Annotated in this window: 12 protein-coding genes and 1 other annotated feature; of the genes, 9 read left to right on the plus strand and 3 right to left on the minus strand. The window is 34.2% G+C overall.

Annotation, left to right across the window (positions count from 1 at the left end; genetic code table 11):
* The first annotated feature begins 40 nt into the window (after positions 1-40).
* Genes EB239_RS03910 through EB239_RS03925 form a run of 4 tightly spaced genes read left to right on the plus strand, consistent with a single transcriptional unit; the run spans position 41 to position 4,012 of the window.
* Positions 41-1,024 (plus strand): acyl-CoA dehydratase activase-related protein, encoded by a 984-nt coding sequence (locus EB239_RS03910; protein WP_003869909.1) that lies wholly within the window; start codon positions 41-43, stop codon positions 1,022-1,024.
* Positions 1,025-2,122 (plus strand): acyl-CoA dehydratase activase-related protein, encoded by a 1,098-nt coding sequence (locus EB239_RS03915; RefSeq protein WP_003869908.1) that lies wholly within the window; start codon positions 1,025-1,027, stop codon positions 2,120-2,122.
* A 6-nt stretch (positions 2,123-2,128) separates the two neighbouring features.
* Complete coding sequence (locus EB239_RS03920) at positions 2,129-3,091, plus strand: acyl-CoA dehydratase activase (protein WP_003869907.1); 963 nt, start codon at positions 2,129-2,131, stop codon at positions 3,089-3,091.
* An 18-nt stretch (positions 3,092-3,109) separates the two neighbouring features.
* Positions 3,110-4,012, plus strand: coding sequence for a cation diffusion facilitator family transporter (locus EB239_RS03925; protein ID WP_003869906.1), 903 nt, complete (start codon positions 3,110-3,112; stop codon positions 4,010-4,012).
* A gap of 68 nt (positions 4,013-4,080) precedes the next feature.
* Here the strand turns inward: EB239_RS03925 and EB239_RS03930 are convergent, their stop codons facing one another.
* Positions 4,081-4,569, minus strand: coding sequence for an ECF transporter S component (locus tag EB239_RS03930; protein ID WP_003869905.1), 489 nt, complete (start codon positions 4,567-4,569; stop codon positions 4,081-4,083).
* 169 nt (positions 4,570-4,738) lie between these two features.
* On the opposite strand from EB239_RS03930, the gene EB239_RS03935 reads away from it, so the two are divergent.
* A complete protein-coding gene (locus EB239_RS03935; protein ID WP_042835458.1) occupies positions 4,739-5,464 on the plus strand; it encodes an ABC transporter ATP-binding protein in 726 nt (241 codons plus the stop codon).
* Complete coding sequence (locus EB239_RS03940) at positions 5,461-6,216, plus strand: ABC transporter permease (protein ID WP_003869903.1); 756 nt, start codon at positions 5,461-5,463, stop codon at positions 6,214-6,216. The genes EB239_RS03935 and EB239_RS03940 overlap by 4 nt, the downstream gene beginning before the upstream one ends.
* A 41-nt stretch (positions 6,217-6,257) precedes the next feature.
* Here EB239_RS03940 and EB239_RS03945 read toward each other — a convergent pair whose 3' ends face one another.
* Both EB239_RS03945 and EB239_RS03950 read right to left on the minus strand, forming a co-directional pair.
* Positions 6,258-8,261 (minus strand): TolB family protein, encoded by a 2,004-nt coding sequence (locus EB239_RS03945; protein WP_003869902.1) that lies wholly within the window; start codon positions 8,259-8,261, stop codon positions 6,258-6,260.
* Positions 8,262-8,264: 3 nt separating this feature from the next.
* Positions 8,265-8,753 carry an RNA polymerase sigma factor gene (locus EB239_RS03950; protein ID WP_003869901.1) on the minus strand — a complete coding sequence of 163 codons (489 nt, stop codon included), beginning with the start codon at positions 8,751-8,753 and terminating at the stop codon, positions 8,265-8,267.
* A 198-nt stretch (positions 8,754-8,951) separates the two neighbouring features.
* Positions 8,952-9,159, plus strand: a binding site (T-box leader).
* Between the two features lie 64 nt (positions 9,160-9,223).
* Here EB239_RS03950 and leuS point away from each other — a divergent pair.
* The 3 genes from leuS (at position 9,224) to EB239_RS03965 (ending at position 12,746) form a co-directional block, all read left to right on the plus strand.
* Complete coding sequence (gene leuS, locus EB239_RS03955) at positions 9,224-11,674, plus strand: leucine--tRNA ligase (RefSeq protein WP_003869900.1); 2,451 nt, start codon at positions 9,224-9,226, stop codon at positions 11,672-11,674.
* A gap of 65 nt (positions 11,675-11,739) precedes the next feature.
* A complete protein-coding gene (locus EB239_RS03960) occupies positions 11,740-12,441 on the plus strand; it encodes an AzlC family ABC transporter permease (RefSeq protein ID WP_003869899.1) in 702 nt (233 codons plus the stop codon).
* Positions 12,423-12,746: an AzlD domain-containing protein gene (locus EB239_RS03965; RefSeq protein ID WP_003869898.1), complete on the plus strand. Its 324-nt coding sequence runs from the start codon at positions 12,423-12,425 to the stop codon at positions 12,744-12,746. Before EB239_RS03960 ends, EB239_RS03965 begins: the two co-directional genes overlap by 19 nt.
* Positions 12,747-12,828: the final 82 nt, after the last annotated feature.

Here is a 12,828-nt window from a genome sequence, read left to right on the forward strand (position 1 = left end):
ATATGATATATGATGTACTTGGAGGAGAGGAGAGCAAATAATGAAAATAGGTATTCCAAAAGCTTTAATGTATTATTTTTATTATCCATTCTGGAAAACTCTTTTCGAAAGCCTTGGTTTTGAAGTGGTCACCTCTGACGATACTTCAAAAAGTATTTTAGACATAGGGGTAAAAGAAGCAGTTGCGGAAATATGTGTACCTATGAAGGTATATACAGGACATGTTTTAAATTTGCTGGATAAGAGTGTCGATTACATATATATTCCTAGGTTTGTAAGCTTAAGGAAAGGTATATTTATGTGCCCTAAATTTATGGGGTTGCCTGACATGATAAAAGGCCTTTTTGATGGCATTGAGAATAAAATTTTGACTCATAACATAGTGTCAAAAAGTACTGACATATCAGAGTTTCACAATTATACAGTTTTTATCGATAAATTGGGTGTAAGTAGAAAAGATTTAAAAAATGCTTTAAAGAAAGCACGAGACAAATGGCTTGAGTTTAGAACTTTGAATAGGCAAGGATATGATATAAATGAGCTTTTGACGAGTGATAAACCAAAAAAATATGATGGCGATATTACAATAGGTCTAATTGGTTATGTATATAATGTTTATGATAGATTTGTTAATATGGACTTGCTTAATGTTTTTCGCAAGCTCAACATAAAAGTTGTGACTTTTGATATGATGGAAGAAAGGATAATACAACGTCAATTGAAAAAATTTAAAAAAAATATGTTTTGGGAATTTACTAATATGCTTTTAGGCACAGCTTATGAGTTTATGGAAAGAGATGACATTGACGGCATTATTCATATTACTGCCTTTGGATGCGGTCCTGATTCAATTCTTGAGCCTTTTTTAACTATAGATTCTGAAAAACATAAAAAACCTTTTATGACTTTAAGAATTGACGAACAAACTGGTGAAAGTCACGTAATTACACGAGTTGAGGCATTTACGGACCTCATAAGGATTAAAAAATATAAAGCTGAAAAAACTGTGGAAGGCGTGATTTAAGTGAAGATAACATTTCCTTATATGGGTTCTCCTTATATGTATGAAAAACTTTTTACATTATTAGGGCATGAAGTGATAACTCCCCCGAAGCCTTCACAAAAAACTGTAGATTATGGCGTAAAATATAGCCCTGAATTTGCTTGTTTTCCTTTAAAGGTTATTTTAGGGACTTATCTTGAGGCTTTAGAATTAGGAGCGGATACTATAGTGACTTCTGGTGGGAATGGTCCCTGCAGGGCCGGTTACTATGGAGAGGCTCAGAAAAAAATACTTCAAAACATGGGTTATGATGTAGAATTTATAATATTTGATGAGCCGAAAAGAGATTTGAAAACTTTTTTGGAAAATGTAAAAAAGATAAAAGGAAATAATTCATGGCGGCAGGTTATTAAAACTGTAAAAACTGTATATGACATGGCAAAATCGATGGATAAAGTAGAGAAAATTGTAGAGTGCAAGAGAGCTTATGAGTGTAATAAGGGAGAGTTTACTAAGGCGTGGCATGAAATTACAGAAGAGTATAGAAGAATAGAGTCCTCTGAAGATGTAAAGAAGATTGAAAGAAAGGCAATTGAGAGGTTGAATAGTATAAAAATTTGTGAAGTACCGGAAGAAGAAAAAATAAGGATTGGAATAGTAGGAGAAATATATGTTGTAATGGAGCCTTCAATAAATGGTAATATAGAAGAAGTTTTAAATGCTTATGGTGCAGAAGTAGAAAGGTCTCATTACATTTCCGAATGGATTGACTTTAATCTAATACCTTTGCCTTCTTACAAAGAGAAGGAACATCAAATATTGAAAAAAGGTGAGAAATACATAGAGATAATAATTGGTGGGCATGCAAAACAGTCTGTGGGTGCAATAATTGATTTTATGGAAAGAGGATTTGATGGAGTTGTTCATTTAAAACCCTTTGGATGTTTACCAGAACTTGTTTCTCAAAGTGTGATAGATAAAATAATGAGAGAATATGATTATCCAATTTTGTCACTTTCTGTAGATGAACAAATGGCTATTGCCAATGTATTAACGAGAATAGAAGCTTTTTTAGATGTTATAAAACAAAAAAAACACAGAAAAAGGATAGCGAGGTAGACAAAAGTGGAGAAAATATATATTGGTGTTGATGTAGGATCAGTAAGTATAAAGGTTGTAGCCATTGATGAAAATAATGAGGTATTATTCAATTCGTACGTAAGAAATGTTGGGCAACCAATTGATACTGTAAAGGATGAACTAGCCAAATTACACAATGAATTGGCAACTAAAGAAATAGGTGGGGTTGGCGTAACGGGAAGTGGCAGACAGCTTCTTGGATACGTTCTTGGTGCAGATGTAATAAAAAATGAGATTACGGCCCATGCTACTGCTACATTACACTTTCATCCAGATGCTAGTACTATTTTTGAAATTGGCGGACAGGACTCAAAACTTATTATTATAAATGATGGTACGATAGCTGACTTTGCTATGAATACGGTTTGTGCTGCTGGTACAGGATCATTTCTTGACCATCAGGCACAAAGGCTGGGTATAAAGATTGAAGAATTTGGTGAAATTGCATTGACTGCAAAGCGAGATGTGAGAATTGCAGGTAGATGCACAGTCTTTGCCGAATCTGATATGATATCGAAACAACAATATGGCTTTAGCAAAGCTGAAATATTAAAAGGTCTTTCTAAGGCCTTAGTGAGAAATTATATGAACAATCTTGTAAGAGGAAGAAAATTGAAGCCAATTTTTGTATTCCAAGGCGGTGTGGCGGCAAATATTGCGATAAAAAAAGCGTTTGAAGAAGAGGTGGGACACGAAGTAATTGTGCCAAAGTATTATGACATCATGGGAGCAATAGGAATAGCGATGTTGGCAAAAGATGAAATGGAACGGACAGGCAATTCTACTAAGTTTAAAGGGTTTGAGGTTTCAGAGGAGAAGTTTGAAACGACGAGCTTTATTTGCAAAGCTTGTCCTAACGAATGTGAAATAATACAAATTAAAGCAAACGGCAAAGTAATAGCGATGACAGGTGATAGATGTGGAAGGTATTCAAATTCTATTATATAAGCATAAGGAGGCTTAGATATGGCCCATCATCATGATCATGGTGAGATAAGCAAAAATAACTTAGTTATTGCGATGATACTAAATTTTGTGATAACAATAGTTGAAATAATAGGAGGTATATTGTCAGGCAGTTTATCTCTTATATCAGATGCACTTCACAATTTTAATGATGGAATCTCAATAATTGTAAGTTACGTTGCAATAAAAATATCCAAAAAAGAGAACAATGAAAAAATGACATTTGGCTATAAACGGGCAGAGATACTTGCAGCGCTATTTAATTCGGTGGTTTTGGTAGTTATATCTTTATATCTTTTTAAAGAAGCATATATAAAATTTTTTAAACCAGAACCGATTAATGGTTCCTTAATGATAGTAGTTGCTGTTATAGGACTTGCGGCAAATACGTTATCAGTGTTTTTACTGAAGGAAAACGCTCAAAAGAATTTAAATATAAAATCAACATATATACATCTGCTTTCTGATGCTTTGTCATCGCTTGGTGTAGTTATTGGAGGTATATTTATCTATGCATACAATATTTACTGGATTGATCCGCTGCTAACAGTTTTAATAGGAGCTTATATAATAAAAGAAAGCTTTGAAATAATAGATGAAACGATAGGAATATTGATGCAAAAAACACCCGAGAATATAAATCTTGACATCATAAAAAAGGAAATTGAGAAACTTCCAGACGTAAAAAATATACACCATGTACACGTGTGGCAAACTAATGATAAAGATATACATTTTGAGTGCCATGTCAACACAAGAGATGACATTAAATTAAGTCAAGCAAAATTATTAATGGATCAGATTGAAACTATTCTCGATGAAACTTTTGGCATACATCATGTTACTTTGCAGATGGAATATGAATGTTGTGAGAATGTTGGGCTGATAAATAGAAGGGGTTAGTAATATAAAAAAGTCTTTAGCTAAGTTTAAAAACAAGGAGAGAAGAAAACCGTCTCCCCTTGTTTTTATTATTGCTCTTTCACATTTTTGAAGTAGTTTTCGAGCAATGCAATTACTATAATTCCCAGTATACCTCCTATTATAGCTGTTATAAGCTGAGGTGTTGTAAAAGCCTGTACAATTTTTAGGGGAACTTTTACATTAAAAAGCTGCATTATATATTTTACTGATAAAGCAAGCCATATAAACTTAACTACAGCACCCACTATCATTCCTATTACTTTGTTTTTTTGTGTAGAAAAAAGTATCACGTATAATCCGTTACCTATCATTATAAAAGGAATCATTAAAGGAAATCCCATTATGCCTACTAAAAATGCAATTACCGGTGTTAAAAGTCCTATTGTCACTCCTGACCACATTCCAACAGTTCCAGCTGCGATTAAAAGCATTGCATTAACGATAGAACCTGTTATAAGTTGGGGCATTTTTAAAAACTGAAATATTAGAGTGATGGCGAGTAAAATAGCAGTTCTTGTGATGAATTTTGTATCCATAGAATCGCCTCCTTTCCTCTTATTGTCAATTATATTTTATTACTTTAGCAAAAGAATGTCAAATAAATATCAAAGCTGGAAAGAAATTTTTAGTTTTGTTGACTTTCGCACAAAGAAAGGATACAATTTAAATATAAATGTAACAGTTGTTACAATAGAGGTGATTTATGTGAATGAAATAGAATTTAAAGAGGTAAGTTACAGTAGTTTTGGAAAAGAGATATTAAAAAACATTTCTGTAAAGTTTGAAGGTGGAGCAATACATACTATTGTTGGCCCTTCTGGAGCTGGAAAATCGACTTTGATTAAACTGATAAACCGATTGATAGATCCAACCCATGGCAGTATTTTAATAGACGGCGTGGATGTTAAAACAATAGATGTGATAGATTTAAGAAGGAGAATTGGAATGGTTTTTCAGCAGCCTCATCTTTTTGAAGGAACAGTAAAAGAGAATATTGAGTATGGTCCAATGCTTAAAGGCGAAAAAAATATCAATGTGGAATATTATTTGAGCATTGCAGGATTGAATAGTGAGTATGCTACAAGGGATGTGAAAAGTTTATCAGGAGGGGAACAGCAAAGAGTTTCTATAGCTAGAACTCTTGCAAATAATCCTGAAACTCTTTTACTTGATGAACCTACTTCAGCCCTTGACCCTACTTCTACAGAAATAGTAGAGAAATTAATATTTAACCTAAAAGAAAAAATGAATTTGACGATTATTTGGATAACTCACAACATGGAACAGGCTAAGCGCATTGGAGATTATACAGTACTGCTTAACAAAGGGCAATTAATAGAATATGCTAAAACTTATGATTTTTTTACAAATCCCCAAAATGAAATTACAAAATTGTTTATACAAGGCAAGTTAAAGGAGGAAGTTAAATGAGTGTATTGTCTTTGACATTGGCGTCAAGTCTTGTGCTAATATCAATTTTTGTTTCTTATTACCAAAAGCTGGGGATTGAAAAGGAAATAGTCATAGGTACTATAAGAGCGGTTGTGCAGCTTACAATAGTGGGATACATTTTACACTATATATTTGCTGCAAACAGTGCTTTATTTACCTTGGCTATGGTGACTTTAATGATAGTAGTTGCTGGAAATAATGCTTCAAAGAGAGGGAAGGGAATACCAAATGTTTTTTATTTTATCACTTTTTCAATTGCCTTAAGTGCCGCGATTACAATTTCTCTGCTCATTTTGTTTGGAAATATACATTTTAGACCCCAGGAAGTTATACCTGTATCAGGAATGATAGTAGGAAATTCAATGGTAGCCTCAGGACTTGCTGTTTCAAGGCTAAAAGACGAAATAAAAAATAAGTCAGAGGAAATAGAGGCGTATTTGTCACTTGGTGCAACTTCAAGGCAAGCAGCTCAAAAAGTGATAAAGACAGCGATAAAGACAGGGATGATTCCAACAGTTGACAGCATGAAAACTCTAGGCATCGTTCAACTTCCAGGAATGATGACAGGGCTAATATTGGGTGGAGTAGACCCTATTGATGCAGTTAAATACCAGATAATGGTTGCTTTTATGCTGGCATCAACTGTTGCTATATCCTGTTTTAGTGTAACTTTCTTAACATATAGAGAATTTTTTACAAGTAATCATCAGTTAAAAGAGGTAGGGAATTAAGTGGCGAGATGGGAAAGAAAAGGCAGGATTACCCTGCCTTTTTATGGAATAGATATTTGTGATTTAACTGGGTTGTATTCATACATTAATGATATTCCATAAGTGGAGATTTTGAACATTAGCTTATCTTGATTCCAGAAGTTTGCCTCTATTTCATCAATTTTTGTATCTTTAAATAATGTTTCTAAATCAGTTTTTTCTCCTGTTTTTAGATTGTACAGGTACACTTTTTGCTTTCCATCATCGGAGAAAAAGTTCGCTGCCAAAAAGTTCCCGTTTCCATCAAGCTTAAGTTCAGCAAAAGCTCCATTGTCAATGCTGTTAACAAGTTTAAAAGTTTTTGTGTCTAAGTTATAGCTTAAAAGTTTTGACTGGCGGTTATCCAGTCCCAAAACTGTAAAGTATAGCGTGTTTGTCTTGGCGTCAAAAGCAGAAGCTGTAAATCTAAAATTTCCTTCAGGAAGGTATTCTTTTGGAATGTCAGTTTCTCTAAAAAGAGACTTTCCTTTTTCTCCATTAATGCGTTCATAAAAGGTATTATTTTTATCATAAAACTCTAATGTTTCCAAGCCTTTTATGCTGTCAATTATATAACCATTTTCACTGGGTGTAAGGTAATATCTTTGTTTTTCTATGGAATAATAGGTATCTCCCCAATATCCCATGTATAGCTCTGCATCCACATATGTCTTTTCACCTTCTTTGCCAGTCCCTAATATATTATATCCTACAGGGTGAGGATTTGATATTGTCAGGAAAGAAGGAGGATTTTTCATAAGCATTTTTGCAAAATCGTCATCCCTTGCTATTAAAGCCTGTAAAAATCTTCTTACAGTGTAGTCAGCTGATAATTTTTCTTTTGAAAGGTCTATTTTCATAAGAGTCATCATATTTCCTCTTACATCTTCATTTAAATTTTTCAAAACATATATACTGTTAGAATCATTGCTCCAGGAAGGCAGATAATAATCATACTCTCCTCCTGTAACTAAGTCGGATTTTATTGGCGAATTTTTATTTTTTTCTTTCACACTTTCTACAAGACTTTTCAAATTTGGCTTTGAAAAGTTCTCTGTAACCTGTTTTTTAGTGGCAAAGCCTACGGCATCAGTGACCCACACATTGCTTATATCCTCTTTTACCTCTACTCCGTCAATGGTAGAGTTTTTTATCTCTGATTTTACATATGCTATATAGTTTCCATCAGGAGATACAGAAGGAAATCTGCCTTCATCTACTGTTTTTTCTTCTCCTGTCTTTAGGTCTTTGTAAATGATCTTATTGTCTTTTTCAAAAACAATGGCATTTTGATTTTTTACATAGCTTCCATAAGAGCCTTCGGCTATTTCTGTAAGCTGTGAAGTTTTGAGGTCATACTCCCATAAAGTTGCTTTTTTTTCAAAACCATGACCTCCTTCTCTTGGAGTGTATACATTTTTAGTAAAAATTATCTTATTTCCATCAGGAGAAAAAGAAGGGCTTTCATAGAAAATGTCTAAACCATTGCCTGTTACACGAATTTTTTCTGTTTTATCTGTTGAAAGGTCTTTTATATAGTATTGGTAGTTTAAAGAATATAAAAGTTTTTTTCCATCTGGAGATACAGCTACGTCTCCTACTCCAATGGGCACGTTTTTGCTTTTTTCACCCACTATCTGTCTAAAGCCGTTTTTATTATATTCAAAAAGCCCTTTTTCGGGGATGGCTATATAAAGGGTGCCATTGTATTCAGCAATTCTTCCCGTGTTACCCTTGCCAATGTCAAAAAAGGAGATTTGATTGGCAATTTTTAAATCTGCAGCGTTTGCTTTTGAGATGAAAGGACTGGGGCTTGTTATATAATTTGGACTGTAATTGTTGTGGGATAAAAAGCTTGCAAGGGCAAATCCTACGATTAAAAGTAAAGAAGCGGCAATGGCTATAAACTTGTAACTTTTTTTAGTATTTTTCTTAAACTCTTTTTTTAATTTTTCTTTTAATTGATAATTTACAGGGATGTGTTCTTTTAGTTTTTCTAGATTTTTTTCTATATCTTTCTCTTTCATTATTCATCCCTCCAAACATTTAATAACAAGATTTTTTAATTTTTGAATAATCCTATGGGCTTTCATTTTTACTGCATCTTCAGTTTTTTCAATTAACTGTGATATTTCTTTATGGGTCATTCCCGAAAAATACTTTAAGTTTATTATTTCAATTTCATTTTTTGGAAGGCTGTAAATTGATTTTTTTAAGCAATTAAGTTCTACTTCTTTGTTAAATTTGTCCTCCCAAATATCCGGATAATAGTATTTTTCAAGTTCATCATTTGTTACAATTTCTTTCTTCTTTCTATAAAAGTCTGTGACAGTATTTCTTGCAATCGAGAAAAGCCAAGACTTTGGATTGGTTCTTATTGTACTATAATTTTCATAGGCTTTTTTAAAAATTTCACTTACGATGTCATCGGCATCCCAGCTATTACCTACTTTAAAATACACGTACCGGTACACATCGTCAAAAAAAGTTTCATAAAAGCTTAAAAAACCATCTTTCACCCATGGGCCTCCTTTCACTTATATAGACGCATCAAAATTTTATAAGTAACTTTTTGGAACTTGGCTGTTTTTAATTTCCACAATCATAGACGAATTATAAGGCGCAAAGTAACAGTTTTAATTACTTTAATTATAAAGATTTTCAAAAGATATTGCATTTATTTTTCTTTTGTAATAAAATAATGTACAAATCTATTTGTAAATGCGATGAAGTGGAGTAGTAGGCATTGTAAGCTTTAAGAGAGCCGTTGGTGGGTGCAAAACGGTAGCCTAAGATGCCGAAACTCGCCATGGAGCAGGCATACTGAAGTGTAGTAGGTATGCACGGTTACTGCCGTTACAGGTTTAAGTGGGCATTATGCCAAAAAGAGTGGTACCACGGAAGTGTAAGTCTTTCGTCTCTTACGGATGAAAGACTTTTTTTAATAAAATCGAGTTTGCTAAAAAATCATAGATAGGAGTGGAGGTTTATGGCTTACTCAGTGGATGTTGATAGAAAATGGCAAAAAAGATGGGAAGAGACAAAACTTTACAAGTTTAATCCTGAAAATGTAGATAAAAAGCTTTATTGCCTTGAGATGTTTTCTTATCCTTCGGGTGCAAAGCTTCACGTAGGACATTGGTACAATTACGGACCTACTGATTCCTGGGCACGGATGAAAAAAATGCAAGGCTATGAGGTTTTCCACCCAATGGGATTTGATGCATTTGGACTTCCTGCAGAAAATTACGCGATAAAAACGGGAATACATCCTTATGATTCCACCATGGAAAACATAAGAACGATGGAAAAGCAGCTACGGGAAATGGGGGCAACTTTTGATTGGGACTATGAAGTAATAACTTGCTTGCCGGAGTACTACAAATGGACACAGTGGATTTTCCTTAAGCTTTTTGAGGCAGGCCTTGCCTATAGAAAGAAAGCTCCAGTGAATTGGTGCCCAAGCTGTCAAACTGTTCTTGCAAACGAGCAAGTTATAGACGGAAAATGTGAAAGGTGCGGCACTGAAGTTACAAAGAAAGATTTGACTCAGTGGTTTTTTAAGATAACTGCTTATGCAGAAGAACTCCTTGAAAAACTGGATGAACTTGATTGGCCTGAGAAAACAAAAATAATGCAAAGAAATTGGATTGGAAAATCGGATGGAGCAGAGATAGAATTTAAAGTAGACGGAAAAGACCTGACATTTAAGGTATTTACTACAAGAGCTGACACGTTGTACGGAGCGACGTATGTAGTCATCGCGCCAGAACACGAAATTGTAGATTTAATTACTACAGAAGAATATAAACAAGCTGTTGAAGAGTATAAAGAATACGCGAGAAAACAAAGTGAAATTGAAAGGTTGTCTACTGAAAAAGAAAAGACAGGGGTATTTACAGGGGCCTATGCTATACACCCTCTGACGGGAGAAAAACTTCCTATTTGGATAGCAGATTACGTCCTTGCAACATATGGAACAGGATGTGTCATGGCTGTTCCTGCCCATGATGAAAGAGATTATGAATTTGCAACAAAATACAACCTTCCTATAAAAAGAGTGATAAAAGGAATTGGAGATATAGACGACAGTCTACCCTTTGTTGAGTATGGAGTGCTTATAGACAGTGGAGAATTTACAGGCATGAAATCAGAAGAAGCGAGGATAAAAATTGTAGAAAAATTAAAGCAAGAAGGTAGAGCAGAGTTTAAAGTAAATTACAGATTGAGGGATTGGCTTGTTTCAAGGCAGAGATACTGGGGTGCTCCAATACCTGTCATTCACTGTGAACGCTGTGGCATAGTCCCTGTCCCAGAAGAAGATTTGCCAGTGTTACTTCCTTATGATGTGGAATTTGCTCCAACAGGTGAGTCTCCACTTAAAAAGCATGAGGGCTTTATGAATGTAACTTGTCCTAAATGTGGTGGTAAGGCCTTAAGAGACCCCGATACCTTGGACACTTTTGTGGATTCTTCCTGGTACTTTTTAAGATATCCCGACAACAAAAACGACAAAGAGCCTTTCAATAAAGAATGGATAAATAAGATGTTGCCTGTTGACAAGTACGTAGGTGGAGCAGAGCATGCGACAATGCATCTTTTGTACGCAAGGTTTGTCACAAAAGCCTTAAGAGACTTGGGATATCTTGATTTTGATGAACCTTTTAAATCATTAGTCCACCAAGGCACAATATTGGGACCTGATGGAAGCAGAATGAGTAAATCTAAAGGAAATGTCATTTCGCCTGACGAATACATTAAAGAATACGGTTCTGATGTATTCAGGCTTTACCTTATGTTTGGATTTGCTTATTCTGAAGGTGGGCCATGGAATGATGATGGTATTAAGGCAATTTCCAGATTTGTCAATAGAGTGGAGAGGTTTATAGATAAATTTATTGAGACAAGAAACAATCCTGGCAAGACCAAAGACGAAATGGGAAAAGATGAAAATGAATTAAACTATGTGAGACATTATGCTATAAAAGGTGTGACAGAAGATGCAGAGAGATTTCAGTTTAATACTGCAATAGCGAGGATAATGGAACTGGTAAATGCCCTTTATAAATACGAGGCAGATGTGGAAGTTAAAAATATCAAATTTTATGAAGAAGTGGTGGCAGATTTAATAAAACTTTTGGCGCCATTTGCCCCTCATTTTTCTGAAGAAATGTGGGAAAAACTTGGATATGAATATTCTGTTTTCAATCAAAAATGGCCAAAGTGGGATGAAAAAGCTCTACAAAGAGATGTTGTAGAGATAGCTGTCCAGGTAAACGGCAAGGTAAGAGGAAGGCTTGAAGTTCCTTCAAATGCTACTGACGAAGAAATAGAAAAGCTCGCCCTTTCTGATAAAAATGTAAAAGCATATGTGGATGGAAAAGAGATAAAGAAGGTCATAGTCGTCAAAAACAGGCTTGTAAATATTGTTGTGAAATAAACGAAAGCAGGAGGCATGCTCCTGCTTTTAAATAAATATTTTTAGTGATGGTGAGGGAGTAAATTATGATAGTAGATAGTGATGTTAAAAAGAGTATAAATGGAGTTAAAAGTGCACTACCTATTGTGTTAGGATATTTGCCAATAGGTTTTGCTTATGGACTAGTTGGCGTGAAAAGCGGTTTTACTGTTTCACAAGTGATGGCATTGTCTCTTTTTGTATATGCGGGTTCAGCACAATTTATTGCTATAAGTTTGCTTAGTGCAGGGACAAGTATCGTTACACTGGTATCTACAATATTTATAGTGAATTTGAGGCACTTTTTATATAGCACATCGCTATCGCAGTATATGAAACACATATCGAGGAAACATATACCAATATTATCTTTTTTTATTACTGATGAGACATATGCTGTTGCGATTACAGATTTGCAAAGTAACTCTGAATATACTGAAGGTTATTTCTACCAACTATTTTTAACCTCGTATACTGCCTGGGTATTTTCTTCATTTTTAGGTGCTGTATCAGGAAGTTTGATAGGAGGCTCTATAAACGTAGGGCTTGATTTTGCACTTCCCGCAATGTATATTGCTTTGCTGTTAATGCAAATATCAGGGTATAAAAAAGTTTTTATAAGTATATTTTCGGGTTTGCTGTCTATAACTTTGACGTTTATATTACCAGGAAATACAAATGTCATTGTAGCCGCATTAATAGGTGCAGGAATGGGGGTATTGCTTGACAAATGGGTACGAAATTTATAATAAGTGTTATTGGAATGTTTTTAGTTACATATATTCCACGATTTATGCCTGTTTATGGCTTAACTAAAATAGAACTTCCTCAGGCTGTAAAGTCATTTCTTGAGTATGTACCTGTGGCAGTTCTTTCAGCTCTTTTATTTCCGGTAATTTTTATTAAAGATGGAAAATTATTTTTAGATTTATCAAATGTATATTTATTTTCAGCAATACCGACATTTATAGCTGCATATTTTACGAGGAAGCTATTTACACCTGTTGTTGTTGGTATTGTTAGCTATGTGATTTTATCATATATTATTAAGTAGATTGGTATGCTTTCTGGATAATAATGTTTTTACTGCTTTTTAAAATAAGCAGTTTTTTTATTTGCGTTTTTGTGATATAATA

The organism is Thermoanaerobacter ethanolicus JW 200 (genome assembly GCF_003722315.1).
GTDB lineage: Bacteria > Bacillota > Thermoanaerobacteria > Thermoanaerobacterales > Thermoanaerobacteraceae > Thermoanaerobacter > Thermoanaerobacter ethanolicus.